This window comes from Bacillus cereus group sp. BceL220, assembly GCF_051776965.1.
Classification (GTDB): Bacteria; Bacillota; Bacilli; order Bacillales; family Bacillaceae_G; genus Bacillus_A; species Bacillus_A cereus.
Window position 1 is genome coordinate 18,863 of the sequence record NZ_JBPWBC010000013.1, and the last position, 16,930, is coordinate 35,792.

Genomic DNA, 16,930 nt, shown 5'->3' on the forward strand with positions numbered 1-16,930 from the left:
GTATATGAGTATGACAGATAAGTTATTAAACGGTTTAAATCCACAGCAACAAAAAGCAGTACAAACAACGAATGGACCACTGCTACTAATGGCAGGTGCAGGTAGTGGTAAGACACGCGTGTTAACACACCGTATTGCGTATTTGCTTGGTGAAAAAGGTGTAGCACCATGGAATGTACTAGCTATTACCTTCACAAATAAAGCAGCTCGTGAAATGCGCGAGCGTATTGATAAACTTGTGGGACCAGAAGCAGAAGATATTTGGATTTCGACGTTCCACTCTATGTGTGTACGTATTTTACGACGCGATATCGATCGTATTGGTATTAATCGTAACTTTACAATCTTAGATTCAGGTGATCAGCTAACTGTAGTCAAAAAAATTATGAAAGAGCGCAATATTGATCCGAAGAAATTTGAGCCGCGCTCTATTTTAGCGGGTATTAGTAATGCAAAAAATGAATTGTTATCTGCGGATAAATATGCAAAAAAAATTACAATGGCTGATCCATATGAAAAATTAACGAGCGATGTATACACAGAGTATCAAAAACGTCTTTTGAAAAATAATTCATTAGACTTTGATGATTTAATTATGACGACGATTCAGCTATTTGAACGTGTTCCAGAAGTATTAGAGTTTTATCAGCGTAAGTTCCAATATATTCATGTTGATGAGTATCAAGATACGAACAAAGCGCAATATCTTCTTGTTAAACATTTGGCAGCACGTTTTAAAAATCTTTGCGTTGTAGGTGACTCTGACCAGTCTATTTATCGCTGGCGTGGTGCAGATATTTCTAACATTTTGTCATTTGAAAAAGACTATGAGAATGCACAGGTAATTTTGTTAGAACAAAACTATCGTTCGTCACAAAATATTTTAAATGCAGCGAATGCTGTTATTGAAAAAAATACGAATCGTAAACCGAAGAAATTATGGACAGACAATCAAGTTGGAAGTAAAATCTCGTATTATCGTGCCGCAACTGAAAAGGACGAAGCATATTTTGTTGCGAAAAAAATTCGTGACGATCTTCAAATGGGGAAACGAAAATACACTGATTTTGCAGTGCTATATCGTACGAATGCTCAGTCTCGTATGGTCGAGGAGATTTTCCTTAAATCTAACATTCCTTACAAAATTGTCGGGGGAACTAAGTTCTACGACCGTAAAGAGATTAAAGATATTTTGGCGTACTTACGTTTAATCGGTAATCCAGATGATGAAATTAGTTTTGCACGTATTATTAACATGCCAAAGCGTGGTATTGGTGCGACTTCTATCGATAAAATTATTAATTATGGTGTGCAAAACGGAATTTCATTAACTGCTGTATTTGATGAGATTGAGCATGTTGGAGTAAGTGCAAAAATTACAAAGGCAGTAAAAGAATTCGCAAGTTTATTACACAACTGGGTAAATATGCAAGAGTATTTATCTGTTACAGAATTAGTAGAAGAAGTTATTGAAAAAACAGGCTATCGCGATATGTTGAAAAATGAGCGTTCTTTAGAAGCGGAAGGTCGTTTAGAAAACTTAGACGAATTCTTATCTGTTACGCAAACATTTGAATCTCAAAGTGAAGATAAGAGCCTTGTTGCATTCTTAACAGATTTAGCACTTGTTGCTGATATTGATCGTGTAGATGAAGACCCAACTGCTGGTGAAGAAGTTATTTTAATGACGATGCACTCAGCAAAAGGATTAGAGTTCCCGGTTGTCTTTATTGTTGGTTTAGAGGAAGGGATATTCCCTCATACTCGTTCTCTTATGGAAGAGGATGAAATGCAAGAAGAACGTCGTCTTGCTTATGTAGGTATTACTCGTGCAGAAGAAGAGTTATATTTATCTAATGCGCAAATGCGTACTTTATTTGGTAGAACAAGTATGAATGCTGCGTCTCGCTTCATTACAGAAATCCCGGCAGAACTAGTGGAATCATTAAATGAAACAGCGCCGAAGCGTGAAAATTCGTTTGGTGCAAAAGGCAGAACAGCAAGTAGCAGTAAAATGACAACGACAACCACAACACGCTCTCGTTCAGCTTTCGCGCGTCCAGCAGCTAAGACGACAGGCGGTGAGCAAATTGGCTGGGCAGTAGGCGATAAAGCTTCTCACCAAAAATGGGGAATCGGTACAGTTGTAAGTGTAAAAGGTGAAGGTGATGCAAAAGAATTAGATATTGCGTTCCCAAGCCCGATTGGTGTTAAACGTTTGTTAGCAAAATTTGCACCTGTGACGAAACAATAGAAAGGAATGAGGATATGTCAAAAGAGATAGCAAAAAAACGTATAGAAGAACTGCGTGATTTGTTAAATACATTTAATTATCAATATCACGTATTAGACAATCCTTCTGTTTCTGATGCGGAATATGACCGTGATATGCAGGAGCTTATAAAATTAGAAGCAGAGAACCCAGAGTTTATGAGTGAAGATTCTCCCTCCGTTCGCGTTGGGGGAACTATTCTTGATATATTTGAAAAAGTAACACATAAGTCACCAATGTTAAGTTTAGGGAATGCATTTAACGAAGGGGATTTGCGTGATTTCGACAGAAGAGTATGTCAAGGAATTGATGGTGCGAATGTAAGATATATATGTGAATTAAAAATTGACGGGCTTGCCGTTTCGCTTCATTATGAAAAAGGACGCTTCATTCAAGGGGCGACACGTGGTGATGGTGTAACGGGTGAAGATATTACTCAAAATTTAAAAACGATTAAAGCTATCCCACTTCGTTTAAATGAAGAAGTAACGTTAGAAGCACGAGGCGAAGCTTATATGCCGAAGCGTTCATTCGTTAAACTAAATGAAGAAAAAGAGCAAAATGGAGAAGATGTATTTGCGAATCCGCGTAATGCAGCAGCAGGTTCAATACGTCAACTTGATCCGAAAATTGCAGCGAAGCGTAACTTATCTATGTTTGTGTACGGTCTTGCGAATGTAGAAGAAAAAACAATTCCATCGCACAGTGAATCGCTTGATTTCTTAGGTGAACTCGGATTTAAGACAAATCCAAATCGCCGTACATGTGAAACAATCGAAGAGGTTATAGCTTATGTAGAAGAATGGCAAGAAAAACGTCCGCATCTTGATTATGAGATTGATGGAATCGTTATAAAAGTAGATGATGTTGCTCTTCAAGAAAGTCTAGGAACTACAGCGAAGAGTCCACGATGGGCGATTGCTTATAAATTCCCAGCTGAAGAAGTTGTAACGAGACTAACAGGCATTGAATTAAGTGTTGGCCGAACAGGGGTTGTAACGCCGACTGCAGAGCTAGAGCCAGTGAGAGTTGCTGGTACGATTGTTCGCCGTGCTTCTTTACATAACGAAGATTTGATTCGTGAAAAAGACATTCGAATTGGTGACTACGTTGTTGTGAAGAAGGCTGGAGATATTATTCCTGAAGTTGTGAACGTTATTTTTGATAAGCGTACTGGTGAAGAAGAAGAATACCGTATGCCAACGCATTGTCCAGCATGTGAGAGTGAACTTGTTCGTTTAGAAGAAGAAGTAGCACTTCGATGTATAAATCCGACTTGTCCGGCTCAAATTCGAGAGGGATTAATCCATTTCGTTTCAAGAAATGCGATGAATATTGATGGACTTGGAGAACGTGTCATTACACAACTCTTTGATGCAGATTATATTCGTACATTTGCTGATTTATATGCATTGACGAAAGAGCAATTATTACAGTTAGAACGTTTTGGTGAAAAATCAGCAACAAACTTAATACAAGCAATTGAAAATTCTAAAGAAAACTCGTTAGAGCGATTATTATTTGGTCTTGGAATTCGCCACGTTGGAGCGAAAGCAGCACGTACATTTGCAGAGCACTTTGAAACGATGGATGAGCTTGTAAAAGCAACAGAAGAAGAACTAAAAGCAATTAATGAAATTGGCGAAAAAATGGCTCAATCTGTTGTGACATATTTTGATAATGAAGATGTATTAGAATTATTACAGCAGTTTAAAGAGTATGGCGTGAATATGACATACAAAGGTATAAAAATTGCAGATTTACAAAATGTTGAATCTTACTTCGCAGGAAAAACGGTTGTTTTAACAGGTAAGCTAGAAGTTATGGGACGAAGTGAAGCGAAGAAGAAGATTGAGGCATTAGGTGGAAAAGTAACAGGAAGTGTTAGTAAGAGTACGGATTTGGTTGTTGCAGGTGAAGCAGCTGGTTCGAAATTAGCACAAGCGGAGAAACATAATGTTGAGGTTTGGAATGAAGAGAGGTTCTTACAAGAGCTAAATAAGTAAGAGGTGCAAACTTACCATGAAAAAAATAGCATTAGCGATATTAAGCCTGGGCCTACTTGTAAGTGGGTGTAGTGCAGGTGCCGACAAAGATGAAAAAGTGGCTGAGAAATCGGGGAAAGCAAAAGAACAATCAGTTGTTCCAAAATACGCTATTTCGGATGAATATTATAAGACGACTATTCCATTTGATGGTGGAAATGCACGTGGTTTAGTGGTGCAAGGGCTAAATAGTCGTCTTGATATAGATGAATTTGAAACAGGATTAATGCGAATTGCAAAAGAATCATTTAATACGAAAGATAATTTTTTAAAAGGCGGAAGTGCTCTAGATACTCAAGTGATACAGATGCTTGTTAAAAGAAAACGTACAGATGCTGAACAAAAGGAACTAGAGGACAAATTAAAAAAAGATGCAGTTAAATTTCCTAATATAGGATTAAACCCTGCATTAGGAACGGGATCCGAATCACTAGAAGTGAAAAATAAAAAAAATCCAATATATATTTCAAATATTTTAGAGCATGATTATTATGTGAAAAAAGGCGATAACAGCGAGGAACGTGTTGGTATGGTAGTTGGATTAGCAATGAATTCTGTTCAATATTTTAACGAAGAGCATGGTTATCCACGTGAAGCTGCCATCCCGGATGAAAAGATGTTAGCTGAAGGGAAAAAAATGGCGCAAGAAATTTTGAAAGTCATACATCAAAAACAACCTGATACAAAAAATATTCCGATAACATTTGCGATTTATCGCCAAGCTCCAAAGTCTTCGCTCGTACCAGGTAACTTTGTTTCTTATGCAAATGTAGAAAAAGGTAGTGAAACGGTTGAAGATTGGAAACAAATTAATGAGAAATACTATTTGTTCCCATCAGAGCAAGCGAAAACAGATAATAAACGTGAAGATCTTGCAAGAGTATCCAACTTTAAGGCAAAACTAAGCGATTATTTCCAAGGCGACTATACAGCTGTTATTGGTACTGGTATGTATAGAGATGATGAATTAAGAGAAATGAAGCTTGATATTCCTGTCCAGTTTAATGGAAAAGCTGAAATAATTGGTTTTACACAATATGTGGCAGGGCTTGTTATGGAATACTTCCCGAATTATATGAAAGTACAAGTAACGATTAAATCTGTAGAACGCCCAGAAGCTATTATTATACGTGAAGCAAAACAAGATGAACCACTTGTGAAAATTTTAGATTAAATATGAAGGCTGTTCCTCTATGGAACAGCTTTTTTTCTTATGTAATTTTGTTATAATTTAAAATGTTGTAAATAATAGGGGTAAGGGGTAAAGTTCATGGAAGAATTAAGTTTTCAAGTCATTATTTTATTAATTGCATTCGGTTTTTTAGCAGCTTTCATTGATTCCGTTGTTGGAGGAGGAGGGTTAATTTCGCTTCCTGCGCTTATGTTTGTTGGCTTATCGCCGGCTTCAGCAATTGCAACGAATAAATTAGCGGCAACAATGGGGACGTTTACGAGTGCGATGTATTTCATTCGATCAGGAAAAGTTGATTTTAAAATTGTAGGAAAGTTAATCCCGTTAACTATTGTTGGAGCTGTTGCAGGTGCTTTAGTAGTAAAATTTATTCCATCGGATATTTTACGCCCATTAGTACTTGTAATGTTGGTATTTATTGCTATTTATATTATTGCAAAAAAGAATTGGGGAAGTGTGTCTACCTATAAGAAGATGACGCAAAGAAAAACATTAATATTTTTCTTTGTTATTTTAATGATAGGATTTTATGATGGATTTTTTGGACCAGGGACAGGGTCATTTTTAATTTTTGCATTTTTATTAATTGGTTTGGATTTTATTCAAGCGGCAGCATCTGGAAAACTTTTGAACTTTGTTAGTAATATTGTATCTTTAATTACTTTTTTATTTTTAGACATAATTCATTTTGAATACGGTATTATCATGGGATTATCAATGATCTTAGGTGCTTATTTGGGATCGAAGTTTGCGGTTCAAAAAGGCGTTGGATATGTAAGGACTTTATTTTTATTGGTTACTATATTATTGATCGGGAAAAATGTTTTGGAATATACTCATATTTTGTAGATTCATACGCATGTATGAATCTCTTTTTTTTATTATATTTTAAAAATTTATTAATTTTTAAAATATAAGTCTAGGAATATTTGAATAAATCTAAATTATCGTGTAGAATAATGTTGTAAAATGTAAACGTTTTTCTAAGGGGAGGCTAAAAAAATGGTAGTAGCATACAAACATGAGCCATTTACAGATTTTTCAGTGGAGGCTAACAAATTAGCGTTTGAAGAAGGTTTAAAGAAAGTAGAATCTTATCTTGGACAAGACTATCCATTAATTATTGGGGGAGAAAAAATCACTACAGAAGACAAAATTGTTTCTGTAAACCCTGCAAATAAAGAGGAACTTGTTGGTCGTGTTTCAAAAGCAAGCCGTGAGTTAGCTGAAAAAGCAATGCAAGTAGCGGATGAAACATTCCAAACTTGGAGAAAATCAAAGCCAGAAATGCGTGCAGACATTTTATTCCGTGCTGCAGCAATCGTTCGTCGCAGAAAACATGAATTCTCTGCTATTCTTGTAAAAGAAGCAGGTAAGCCATGGAATGAGGCAGATGCTGATACAGCAGAAGCAATCGACTTTATGGAATATTATGGTCGTCAAATGTTAAAATTAAAAGACGGTATTCCAGTAGAAAGCCGTCCAATTGAATATAATCGTTTCTCTTACATTCCATTAGGAGTAGGTGTTATCATTTCTCCTTGGAACTTCCCATTCGCAATTATGGCAGGTATGACAACAGCTGCTTTAGTTTCTGGTAACACAGTATTACTAAAACCAGCTAGTACAACTCCTGTAGTAGCAGCGAAATTTATGGAAGTATTAGAAGAAGCTGGCTTACCAGCTGGCGTAGTAAACTTCGTTCCAGGTAATGGTTCTGAAGTTGGTGACTACTTAGTAGATCATCCTCGTACACGTTTCGTAAGCTTCACGGGATCTCGTGATGTAGGTATCCGTATCTATGAGCGTGCAGCGAAAGTAAACCCAGGCCAAATTTGGTTAAAACGCGTTATCGCTGAAATGGGCGGTAAAGATACAATCGTTGTTGATAAAGAAGCAGATCTTGAATTAGCAGCTAAGTCTATCGTTGCATCAGCATTCGGATTCTCAGGACAAAAATGTTCTGCATGTTCTCGTGCAGTAATCCACGAAGATGTATACGATCACGTATTAAATCGTGCTGTTGAATTAACAAAAGAATTAACAGTTGCTAACCCAGCAGTATTAGGTACAAACATGGGTCCTGTTAATGACCAAGCTGCATTCGATAAAGTAATGAGCTATGTTGCAATTGGTAAAGAAGAAGGTAGAATCTTAGCAGGTGGCGAAGGAGACGATTCTAAAGGCTGGTTCATCCAACCAACAATCGTTGCTGATGTTGCAGAAGATGCTCGCTTAATGAAAGAAGAAATCTTCGGACCAGTAGTAGCATTCTGTAAAGCAAAAGACTTCGATCATGCACTTGCAATTGCAAACAATACGGAATACGGTTTAACAGGTGCTGTTATTACTAACAACCGTGACCATATTGAAAAAGCACGTGAAGACTTCCACGTTGGTAACTTATACTTCAACCGTGGATGTACTGGTGCAATCGTAGGTTACCAACCATTCGGTGGCTTTAACATGTCTGGTACAGACTCTAAAGCTGGTGGACCTGATTACTTAGCACTTCACATGCAAGCAAAAACTACTTCTGAAACTTTATAAGAAATAGTAGAGGAGCTCTTCACAAAATGTGAAGAGCTCCTTTTAAAATTGAAACCCCATATATTACCGTCGTTCGAAGAGAATGAGCTAAAACCTATTAATAGCGGGATAAACATGTAAACAGAAATAAAATAATGAGAAAAGTTGACGTATTAGTCATATTTTTTAGTATTCATTTTGAGAATTTCCTGTATAATACAATTTGAAAGAAAATCTATGGTTCGACAAGGAACACTCCTTTCGGTTTTGCTCACTGAAAGGAGTGTTTTTTTATGTAGCTAAAAATTCTTTCGTGCTTATTACATTTGCATATACGCCATTTAAACTAGCTAAAATTGTATTGTGAATATAAACAGCTGGTATAGTAGCGTTCTTAAAAGAAAGGTCTTTTGTAGCACAAGCATCGTGTATAACGGTACATTGAAAACCAAAATCAAATGCAGCCCTTACTGTAGCATCAATACACATATGAGTCATCATCCCGCATACGACGACATGTTCAATGTCTAAACGCTGTAATTGCTCTAGAAGATTAGTTTCTCGGAAGCTATTTGAATAATGTTTGACTATAACTGTTTCTTCTCTAAGTGGACGTACGCTTTCGTGAATATGTACACCTTCTGTATTAGGTAGGAAAAAAGTAGCGTTATCTTTTATAGCTACGTGTTGGATATGAAAAATAGATTCGCTGTTTGTTCTAAAGTGTTGTAATAACTGATTAGCATATTCGCTTGCTTCTACTGGATTACGCAATTCCATCTTTCCATTTGGAAAATAATCGTTTTGAATATCGACGAGTAAAAGAGCTGTTTTCATATATTTATCTGCCTCCGAGTTTCATATTCAAATAAATTTATTCAATTCGTAGAGAGGATTCTCCTGTTTAAAAATATGAGGAAGAAGAATTTTAAATAACCTTGAAAGTTACTATTTTCTCATGAATTTTCATCTGAAAATTTTAATAAAGGAATAATTAATATTTTTCTAAAAAATGTATTGACTCTTATTATTCTGAGTTCTATAATGAGAATTAATTAAATGACAATTAAATCGATACATTCTTATCCAGAGAGGTGGAGGGACTGGCCCTACGATACCTCAGCAACGGGTTTTTTAATACCGTGCTAACTCCAGCAAGCCATATAAAGGCTTGGAAGATGAGAAGTTGTGAACGAGTACATATAAGTGCTCTCCTTCTTATCTTTATGGTTGATAAGAAGGAGAGCACTTTTTATTTTACCTCGAAAGCTCTACTTCAAGTTTTTACAGCATATAGGAGGGGAAAAAATGATTTCTTTTAACAATGTAAGTAAAGTGTATGAATCAGCTGGGCAATCTGTTCATGCGGTGGAGGATGTAACATTATCAGTTGAGAAAGGCGAAATTTTTGGCATTATCGGTTTTAGTGGCGCTGGAAAGAGTACATTATTACGCTTAGTAAATATGTTAGAGAGACCAACGTCAGGAACGATTGCAATAGATGATAAAGATATTACATCATTATCGACGAAAGAATTACGCAAACTAAGACAAAGAATCGGAATGATTTTTCAAAGCTTTAATTTATTTAATTCAAGAACAGTATTTGGGAATATTGCTTATCCATTAAAGTTAGCGAAATTGCCAAAGAACGAGATAAAGGAACGAGTGAATGAACTGCTGAAGTTTGTAGGGTTAGAAGATAAAGCAAACTATTATCCAGAACAGCTATCAGGGGGACAAAAGCAACGTGTTGGTATTGCTAGAGCACTTGCGACATCGCCAGATATTCTTATATGTGATGAGGCAACATCAGCCTTAGATCCAGAAACGACGACAGAAATTCTAAACTTATTAAAGAAAGTAAATCGAGAATACAATTTAACAATCCTTCTTATTACACATGAAATGCATGTTGTGAAAGAAATTTGTCACCGTGTAGCTGTAATGGAGAAGGGAAAAGTTATTGAAGAAGGAAAACTGTTCGATGTTTTCACGCAACCCAAAACAAAGACGACTCAAAACTTTGTACGTTCTGTTATTAATGATCATTTACCAGAAAGTGTTCTAGCGAAAATTCAAAATGGTGGTCAAATTTATCGTCTAACATTTACTGGTGAGGAGACAGGACAGCCGGTACTATCATATATCGCAAAAAACTATAACGTCGATGTAAATGTACTGTACGGAAATATTATTGAACTTCAAAATGTGCTATTTGGAAATCTGCTTGTAGAATTGCAAGGTGAGCAGAGGGAAATTCAAAAAGCATTACAACATCTAAGACTGCAAGTGCAGCTGAAGGAGGTAGAAGCTCATGCGAGTTGATTGGAGTATATTTTGGCCGCGCATACTAGATGCGACGGGGGATACCCTCTTAATGGTAATTGTAACCCTTATATTCGCTACAATTCTGGGTATACCTCTAGGTTTACTTTTATATGTAACGAGAAAAGGAAACTTTTTAGAAAATAAATGGGTCTTTTCTATTCTTAACATCATAATTAATACAATTCGTCCGGTACCATTCATTATCTTTTTAGTAGCTTTAAGTCCACTAACGAGAAGCGTTATTGGAACGACGATTGGAACAGCAGCAGCAATTTTCCCGATGACGTTAGTCGCATCAATTGGTATTGCTAGAATGGTTGAAACAAATCTTGTTTCCGTTCCGAAAGGAGTAATTGAGGCAGCACAAGCAATGGGCGCCTCGCCAATTAGAATCGTTTTTGAAATCCTTGTACCAGAAGCGTTAGCACCATTAATCTTAGGTGTCACATTTATGACAGTTGGTTTAATTGAATTTTCTGCAGTTGCTGGGCTTGTCGGTGGTGGCGGTCTTGGTGACTTGGCAATGACATATGGTTATCAACGTTTTGATACATCAGTTATGTTTGTAACGGTTGTTTTACTTATTATTCTCGTACAGATAGCTCAAAATTTAGGAAACTACTTTGCGAAAGTCTTGTTACGTAGATCATAAAAAGGAAGAGAGGAAAAGAAAATGAAGAAAATTTTAGCATTTGCATTATCAGCGATTGTAGGAGTCTCAGCATTAAGTGGCTGCTCAAGTGGAGACACGGGTGCAGGAGCGAAAGAAAAAGTAGTTCGCGTCGGTGTAACTGGAACGGATGGAGACGCTTGGGAAATTTTGAAGAAAAAAGCTGAAAAAGAAGGGATTAAGATTAAACTGGTGGAGTTCTCTGATTATACAACTCCAAATAAAGCTTTAGCTGATGGAGATATTGAATTAAACTCATTTCAGCATATTGCTTTCTTAGAGCAATTTAAAAAAGAGCATAAGTTAGATATTACAGCTGTTGGTACAACACAAATTGCGCCAATGGGTTTATACTCTGAAAAATATAAGAAGGCAAATGAAATTCCAGATGGTTCAGAAATTGCAATTCCAAACGATCCAACGAACCAAGCACGTGCATTAAAACTTCTTGATGCAGCTGGATTATTAAAGCTGAAAAAGGATTTTGGTCTATTTGGAGATCCAAGCGGCATTGCTGAAAATCCGAAGAAGTTAAAAATCACGCCGGTTATCGCACAGCAAACACCTCGTGTGTTAAAAGATGTAGCGGCATCAGTTATTAATAACGGTGTTGCTGGTCAAGCTGGATTAGATCCAGCGAAGGATCCTATTTTCTTAGAAGATCCAAAGAATGAAAATGCGAAGCCTTATATTAATATTTTCGCAGCTCGTACGAAAGATAAAGATGATCCAACACTGAAAAAAGTAATTGAATTATACCATTCAAAAGAAGTAACAGATGCAATTAAGAAAGAAACAAATGATGGTTCAATTTCAGTAGATCTTTCACTTGAGGAGCTTGAAAAAATCGTGAAATAATCATTGGGTTTAATGGACTAACAGAAGGAACCCCTCCGCTGTTAGTTCGTTCAACATATAATCTACTTAACAAACAAACCCTAATTCTGTACCTTCCAATTTTGTATAACATAGAATCCCATGTTTGTTAAGTAGAGTAATGGACCAGGAGTTTTCCTGGTCTTTTTTTACCCCGTAAAACCCCTACTGATTAAAGTTTTACTTTATGAATGAAAGCAACTAGCAAATAGTAAGGTAATCCAAATTATAATGGGGTAAGAAAATAAGCTGAACATGAGTATAATTACGAATTGCTTTTTATGAATTAAGTGTTTTTGGGATGAAAAAAAGAAAATAGAAAAGATAACAATGAAAACTGCGGATATTACGCCGGGGTTATAGGAGCGATAAATGAAAAACAAAACAATATGTTGAACAGAGTTGAAGAAGATAGCCCCTTGTATAAAAATAATCCAGTATATAGAAGACAAGAAGTTCAGTTGATATAGAAAGATGATAAGTAAGACAAAGATTGTTAATACGGAAATGGCAATGAAAAATTGTTGGCTAGTTATAAGATGAATTGAAAATTGATTAGCAAGGTATTGTGGCATTTGGAAAGCTTCTTCAAGGTTATGAATGAAAAATAATAAGGGAATGATCCAGAGTATAGTAGTGGAATGCTTTTTCATCAACTTACATCACTCCAATAAAGTATAGAAAGCCTAAAAAAGCCCTCTATACAGATAGTTATTCAATTATGATATTTTTTAAATTATTTTCATGATGCTCTCGTTCTTTCGGATAAGCAGCTAGCTCCTCTTGCAAAATATTTAATATTTGCTTAGCTGATTGCTGGATTGGATTAGGTAGCTCTTCTAATATATGCATCCCGACTTTTACTTTTGTACGAATTACCCTTCGTAGTAGTTCCTCATGCATGCACTACACCTCCAAACCGAATGTTTAGTATATCTTCTTCAAATTTTGCTCCTTGAATAGAAAGGTGTGTTAACGTTTTTGGCAATGTAATATTTCGTTTCACAGAGCCAGCTCGAATAATTAGCTCATCACCTTTTTGATTTAATGAAAGTTCACTTTTGTTTGAGAAGGGAATAGAAAGAATGAAAATATAATCATCGCCATCTTTTCTTACATATTGTGTGCGGCCGTTAAATTTAACTTCAGTAGGACAATGATCAGTTTTAAATAAAGCATCTCCTACACGCTCTAACATAGGTAAACCAACAACTTCTTGTTCAAACATTGGAGCTTCGTAAATAGGAAGTGGATCAAAACTATTTTGAATTAATGTTTTATATTTCTTTTGCGTATCTTTCCATGCTTGAAAATAAGGATCGGTGACGGTGTTAGGGATGACGCGATTAATCATAATGGCATCTACGTTATAATCGTATAAATTTAAATAAGTAAAGCTACGCTGAGCTTCTTTAATGACCATTTTTTCAGGATTTACAACGATGCGGATACTTGTTACTTCTCGGTTTGATAAAATATCTCTCATTTCTCCGAGCTGTTCAAGTGTATTTGTTAATTCGTCCATAATATCGTCGGTTGGAAGAGGGACACCAAGGAGTGGTTGAGCTACAGGACGAACGACTTTTAAAACTTTTCTTTTAATAGGAAACAATTTTTCCATCCACCAGCCGAGCATGTCTGGAAAGCTTAGCATTGCTAATGTTTCTCCTGTTGGAGCACAATCAATAATGATAACATCATATGTGTTTTGTTTATAATAATCGAGTACGCGAAGTAAGCTAATTAAATCTTCCATACCAGGAAACATCGTTAATTCTTCTGTTGTAATATCATCGGCTGCTTTGGAAGTGAAGAGTAGTGTAATATATTTCTGTAATTTTCCCCATCCTTTTTCCATCTCATAAATCGTATTAATTTCTTGTGCCCACAAATTTTCACGAATTTCTAATGGCTCAGAAGATAGCTTTATACCAAATGAATCTCCTAAACTATGAGCAGGATCTGTACTCATGACTAAAGTTTTTAATCCTTGTTTTGCGCTTTGAATTGCTGTTGCTGCTGAAATGCTAGTTTTTCCTACGCCGCCTTTACCTGTATACAAGATAATTCTCATCATTCATATCCCCTTTGTTTCGAATGTCGAATATTACGAGTGTCGAAGTAAATGATTGAATAAAAACCCAGATAGGGTTTTATTCAATCGGAATGTTTTTCATTTTAGGTGTAGAAACCTTTTCTTCTGTTTTTTGCTGTGAGGTAGCAATGTGATTCATAATCTTTTGGAAGATTTGTAGTAAGAATGCTTTTTCTTCTTCTGACAATGCTTCTGTCACTAAGCTAAAGTAATGGGCTGCATTTTGTTTTACTTCTTGAACGAGCATTACGCCGGTTTCTGTTAACCGAATTAATACAATACGTCGGTCGTTTTCATCACGGTAGCGTTCAATATATCCCTTTTTTACAAGGCGATTTACAACGCCCGTCGTTGTACTCATCGGTATATCAAGAAGGTCAGCAATTTTCGTCATTGTAATATCTGTATTTCGTTCCATCCAAAGTAAACAAAATACTTCTGTTTTGGAAAGTGTTAAATCAAGGCTTACCCATTCTTCAGGATAGAAAAGTTTCTTGGCGTTATCTAGCAGTAAGTCTAAAAAATGTTCATATTGCAACAATTAATTCCACTCCCGTATATTTCGAGGTTCGTAATATTTATTTTTATTTTATGCAGAATAGAAATAAATGTCAATCGTTTTGATTGTTTTTTTCAGATTAGGCAGAAAACTTTCTTTAAAATAGTATTCTTTTATGATAGATTTATAAATATAAAACTAGAATTTACATAAAAATCCATCATGGTAAATATACTTATCTATAATGGGTATACAGCTAACGAGGGGGAGAACGATGAGAAGACGTAATACGCAAGCGTTCACGTTTTTAGCATGGACTTCATTTGTTTGTGCGCTTTCAGGTATGCTAATTGGGATTTATACGTTAGATGAAACGCTTAGTGTAAAAGGATACTATTTAATTGGAACATTATTTTTAACGATGTCTTGTTTTGTATTACAAAAAACAATTCGTGATAATGAAGAAGATAACGAGAGATTTCCGAAAAATAAACCGTTAGATAAAGAGTAAATTGTAAAGAAAGGCATTTGCCTTTCTTTTTTTATGTAAAAATGGCGTAAGTACTCTGTGTTGACTTGCTTGAAGTACTGAAAATTTGGTATCATCAATAGTATTGTAGATTGAACGATATATTATGGAGGTGGCCTAGCCGTGTCAAGAATTTCCGTTGAGAATGTAAAGCACGTAGCACATTTAGCACGTCTTGCAATTACTGATCAAGAAGCAGAAAAATTTCAAAAACAACTAGATGCAATTGTTACATTTGCAGAACAGTTAAATGAATTAGATACAACAGATGTAAAACCAACAACTCATGTATTAACTATGAAAAATGTTATGCGTGAAGATGTACCAGAAAAAGGTTTACCAGTCGAAGAAGTATTAAAAAATGCACCGGATCACAAAGATAATCAAATCCGTGTTCCAGCAGTATTAGAATAGAGGAGGGGAATTTCGATGTCATTATTTGATCATTCAGTATCAGAGTTACATAAGAAGTTAAACAACAAAGAAATTTCCGTTACGGATTTAGTAGAAGAATCTTACAAACGTATTGCGGATGTTGAAGATAACGTAAAAGCTTTTCTTACATTAGATGAAGAAAATGCACGCGCAAAAGCGAAAGAATTAGATGCAAAAATCGGCGCTGAAGATAATGGTTTATTATTCGGTATGCCAATTGGTGTAAAAGATAACATTGTAACTAACGGTCTTCGTACAACTTGTGCGAGCAAAATGTTAGCAAACTTCGATCCAATTTATGATGCGACAGTTGTGCAAAAGCTAAAAGCTGCTGACACAATTACAATCGGTAAATTAAACATGGACGAGTTCGCAATGGGTTCTTCAAATGAAAACTCAGGATTCTACGCTACGAAAAACCCATGGAACTTAGATTACGTTCCAGGCGGATCTAGTGGTGGTTCTGCAGCAGCTGTAGCAGCAGGAGAAGTACTATTCTCTCTAGGTTCTGATACGGGTGGTTCTATCCGTCAGCCAGCTGCATATTGCGGTGTTGTAGGTTTAAAACCAACTTACGGACGCGTATCTCGTTACGGATTAGTAGCATTCGCATCTTCACTAGACCAAATCGGACCGATTACACGTACAGTAGAAGACAATGCATACTTATTACAAGCTATTTCAGGTATTGACCGCATGGATGCAACTTCTGCAAACGTTGAAGTTGGAAACTATTTAGCTGGTTTAACAGGCGATGTTAAAGGTTTACGCATTGCTGTACCGAAAGAATACTTAGGCGAAGGTGTTGGCGAAGAAGCTCGTGAGTCAGTACTAGCTGCTTTAAAAGTATTAGAAGGTATGGGCGCAACTTGGGAGGAAGTATCTCTTCCACACTCTAAATACGCTCTAGCAACGTATTACTTACTATCTTCTTCTGAAGCATCTGCTAACCTTTCACGCTTTGATGGCGTGCGTTACGGTGTTCGTTCTGATAATGTAAATAACTTATTAGACCTTTACAAAAACACACGTAGTGAAGGTTTCGGTGATGAAGTTAAACGTCGTATTATGCTTGGTACATTTGCTCTTAGCTCTGGTTACTATGATGCATATTACAAAAAAGCACAACAAGTACGTACATTAATTAAGAACGACTTTGAAAATGTATTTGCTAACTATGATGTTATTATTGGACCAACAACACCAACTCCGGCATTTAAAGTGGGAGAAAAAGTTGACGATCCAATGACAATGTATGCAAATGACATTTTAACAATCCCAGTAAACTTAGCGGGTGTTCCAGCGATTTCAGTTCCATGTGGATTCGGTGCTAACAACATGCCACTTGGTCTACAAATCATTGGTAAACACTTCGATGAAGCGACAATTTACCGCGTTGCACATGCATTTGAGCAAGCAACAGACTATCATACAAAAAAAGCAAGTCTGTAAGGAGG

General features: G+C 36.1%; 16 protein-coding genes and 1 riboswitch. Of the genes, 11 read left to right on the forward strand and 5 right to left on the reverse strand.

From position 1 onward, the window contains the following. Positions 1 to 4: 4 nt before the first annotated feature. From pcrA to pruA, 5 genes are all read left to right on the forward strand, one after another. Positions 5 to 2,254, forward strand: a complete 2,250-nt coding sequence (pcrA, locus tag ACS2FK_RS24490; protein WP_002094226.1) for a DNA helicase PcrA — start codon at positions 5 to 7, stop codon at positions 2,252 to 2,254. A gap of 14 nt (positions 2,255 to 2,268) precedes the next feature. After that, positions 2,269 to 4,278, forward strand: a complete 2,010-nt coding sequence (gene ligA / locus ACS2FK_RS24495) for an NAD-dependent DNA ligase LigA (RefSeq protein WP_023520911.1) — start codon at positions 2,269 to 2,271, stop codon at positions 4,276 to 4,278. Between the two features lie 16 nt (positions 4,279 to 4,294). Then, positions 4,295 to 5,491 (forward strand): CamS family sex pheromone protein, encoded by a 1,197-nt coding sequence (locus tag ACS2FK_RS24500; protein ID WP_000717010.1) that lies wholly within the window; start codon positions 4,295 to 4,297, stop codon positions 5,489 to 5,491. 96 nt (positions 5,492 to 5,587) lie between these two features. Next, the gene (locus ACS2FK_RS24505; protein WP_000391979.1) at positions 5,588 to 6,358 is read left to right on the forward strand and encodes a TSUP family transporter; all 771 of its coding nucleotides are present in this window, start codon (positions 5,588 to 5,590) and stop codon (positions 6,356 to 6,358) included. A 153-nt stretch (positions 6,359 to 6,511) separates the two neighbouring features. Continuing rightward, a complete protein-coding gene (pruA, locus tag ACS2FK_RS24510) occupies positions 6,512 to 8,059 on the forward strand; it encodes an L-glutamate gamma-semialdehyde dehydrogenase (protein ID WP_000259555.1) in 1,548 nt (515 codons plus the stop codon). Between the two features lie 270 nt (positions 8,060 to 8,329). Here pruA and ACS2FK_RS24515 read toward each other — a convergent pair whose 3' ends face one another. Further along, the gene (locus ACS2FK_RS24515; protein WP_063546279.1) at positions 8,330 to 8,875 is read right to left on the reverse strand and encodes a cysteine hydrolase family protein; all 546 of its coding nucleotides are present in this window, start codon (positions 8,873 to 8,875) and stop codon (positions 8,330 to 8,332) included. A gap of 242 nt (positions 8,876 to 9,117) precedes the next feature. After that, a riboswitch (SAM riboswitch) is annotated at positions 9,118 to 9,223 on the forward strand. Positions 9,224 to 9,346: 123 nt separating this feature from the next. On the opposite strand from ACS2FK_RS24515, the gene ACS2FK_RS24520 reads away from it, so the two are divergent. From ACS2FK_RS24520 to ACS2FK_RS24530, 3 genes are read left to right on the forward strand one after another with little or no spacing between them, the layout of a single operon-like run. Next, on the forward strand, positions 9,347 to 10,366 hold the full coding sequence (locus ACS2FK_RS24520) for a methionine ABC transporter ATP-binding protein (RefSeq protein WP_000622973.1): 1,020 nt from the start codon (positions 9,347 to 9,349) through the stop codon (positions 10,364 to 10,366). After that, positions 10,356 to 11,021 (forward strand): methionine ABC transporter permease, encoded by a 666-nt coding sequence (locus tag ACS2FK_RS24525; RefSeq protein WP_001261865.1) that lies wholly within the window; start codon positions 10,356 to 10,358, stop codon positions 11,019 to 11,021. Before ACS2FK_RS24520 ends, ACS2FK_RS24525 begins: the two co-directional genes overlap by 11 nt. A gap of 21 nt (positions 11,022 to 11,042) precedes the next feature. Beyond that, entirely contained in the window at positions 11,043 to 11,897 is an 855-nt protein-coding gene (locus ACS2FK_RS24530) for a MetQ/NlpA family ABC transporter substrate-binding protein (RefSeq protein ID WP_000721596.1), read from the forward strand. A gap of 203 nt (positions 11,898 to 12,100) precedes the next feature. Here the strand turns inward: ACS2FK_RS24530 and ACS2FK_RS24535 are convergent, their stop codons facing one another. The 4 genes from ACS2FK_RS24535 to ACS2FK_RS24550 all read right to left on the reverse strand — a co-directional run bounded on the left by ACS2FK_RS24535 (position 12,101) and on the right by ACS2FK_RS24550 (position 14,551). After that, positions 12,101 to 12,568 (reverse strand): HXXEE domain-containing protein, encoded by a 468-nt coding sequence (locus ACS2FK_RS24535; RefSeq protein WP_120460225.1) that lies wholly within the window; start codon positions 12,566 to 12,568, stop codon positions 12,101 to 12,103. Between the two features lie 58 nt (positions 12,569 to 12,626). Further along, positions 12,627 to 12,818, reverse strand: coding sequence for a DUF3926 domain-containing protein (locus ACS2FK_RS24540; RefSeq protein ID WP_000544108.1), 192 nt, complete (start codon positions 12,816 to 12,818; stop codon positions 12,627 to 12,629). Next, positions 12,811 to 13,992, reverse strand: a complete 1,182-nt coding sequence (locus tag ACS2FK_RS24545) for an ArsA family ATPase (protein ID WP_002182396.1) — start codon at positions 13,990 to 13,992, stop codon at positions 12,811 to 12,813. The genes ACS2FK_RS24540 and ACS2FK_RS24545 overlap by 8 nt, the downstream gene beginning before the upstream one ends. A 76-nt stretch (positions 13,993 to 14,068) precedes the next feature. Next, the gene (locus ACS2FK_RS24550) at positions 14,069 to 14,551 is read right to left on the reverse strand and encodes a MarR family winged helix-turn-helix transcriptional regulator (protein ID WP_000942489.1); all 483 of its coding nucleotides are present in this window, start codon (positions 14,549 to 14,551) and stop codon (positions 14,069 to 14,071) included. A 232-nt stretch (positions 14,552 to 14,783) separates the two neighbouring features. On the opposite strand from ACS2FK_RS24550, the gene ACS2FK_RS24555 reads away from it, so the two are divergent. The 3 genes from ACS2FK_RS24555 to gatA all read left to right on the forward strand — a co-directional run bounded on the left by ACS2FK_RS24555 (position 14,784) and on the right by gatA (position 16,925). Then, positions 14,784 to 15,020, forward strand: coding sequence for a YiaA/YiaB family inner membrane protein (locus ACS2FK_RS24555; RefSeq protein ID WP_001254393.1), 237 nt, complete (start codon positions 14,784 to 14,786; stop codon positions 15,018 to 15,020). Positions 15,021 to 15,161: 141 nt separating this feature from the next. Then, entirely contained in the window at positions 15,162 to 15,452 is a 291-nt protein-coding gene (gene gatC, locus ACS2FK_RS24560; protein ID WP_000086999.1) for an Asp-tRNA(Asn)/Glu-tRNA(Gln) amidotransferase subunit GatC, read from the forward strand. 15 nt (positions 15,453 to 15,467) lie between these two features. Continuing rightward, positions 15,468 to 16,925 (forward strand): Asp-tRNA(Asn)/Glu-tRNA(Gln) amidotransferase subunit GatA, encoded by a 1,458-nt coding sequence (gatA, locus tag ACS2FK_RS24565; protein ID WP_000051441.1) that lies wholly within the window; start codon positions 15,468 to 15,470, stop codon positions 16,923 to 16,925. Positions 16,926 to 16,930: the final 5 nt, after the last annotated feature.

What these genes read in the sequence shown, in the direction of transcription:
- ACS2FK_RS24555 (WP_001254393.1), top strand. Translation starts at nt 14,784, where the DNA reads ATGAGAAGACGTAATACGCAAGCGTTCACGTTTTTAGCATGGACTTCA.
- pcrA (WP_002094226.1), top strand. Translation starts at nt 5, where the DNA reads ATGAGTATGACAGATAAGTTATTAAACGGTTTAAATCCACAGCAACAA.
- ACS2FK_RS24500 (WP_000717010.1), top strand. Translation starts at nt 4,295, where the DNA reads ATGAAAAAAATAGCATTAGCGATATTAAGCCTGGGCCTACTTGTAAGT.
- ACS2FK_RS24505 (WP_000391979.1), top strand. Translation starts at nt 5,588, where the DNA reads ATGGAAGAATTAAGTTTTCAAGTCATTATTTTATTAATTGCATTCGGT.
- gatA (WP_000051441.1), top strand. Translation starts at nt 15,468, where the DNA reads ATGTCATTATTTGATCATTCAGTATCAGAGTTACATAAGAAGTTAAAC.
- ACS2FK_RS24525 (WP_001261865.1), top strand. Translation starts at nt 10,356, where the DNA reads ATGCGAGTTGATTGGAGTATATTTTGGCCGCGCATACTAGATGCGACG.
- ACS2FK_RS24535 (WP_120460225.1), bottom strand. Translation starts at nt 12,568, where the DNA reads ATGAAAAAGCATTCCACTACTATACTCTGGATCATTCCCTTATTATTT.
- ACS2FK_RS24530 (WP_000721596.1), top strand. Translation starts at nt 11,043, where the DNA reads ATGAAGAAAATTTTAGCATTTGCATTATCAGCGATTGTAGGAGTCTCA.
- ACS2FK_RS24540 (WP_000544108.1), bottom strand. Translation starts at nt 12,818, where the DNA reads ATGCATGAGGAACTACTACGAAGGGTAATTCGTACAAAAGTAAAAGTC.
- ligA (WP_023520911.1), top strand. Translation starts at nt 2,269, where the DNA reads ATGTCAAAAGAGATAGCAAAAAAACGTATAGAAGAACTGCGTGATTTG.
- pruA (WP_000259555.1), top strand. Translation starts at nt 6,512, where the DNA reads ATGGTAGTAGCATACAAACATGAGCCATTTACAGATTTTTCAGTGGAG.
- ACS2FK_RS24520 (WP_000622973.1), top strand. Translation starts at nt 9,347, where the DNA reads ATGATTTCTTTTAACAATGTAAGTAAAGTGTATGAATCAGCTGGGCAA.
- ACS2FK_RS24515 (WP_063546279.1), bottom strand. Translation starts at nt 8,875, where the DNA reads ATGAAAACAGCTCTTTTACTCGTCGATATTCAAAACGATTATTTTCCA.
- ACS2FK_RS24545 (WP_002182396.1), bottom strand. Translation starts at nt 13,992, where the DNA reads ATGATGAGAATTATCTTGTATACAGGTAAAGGCGGCGTAGGAAAAACT.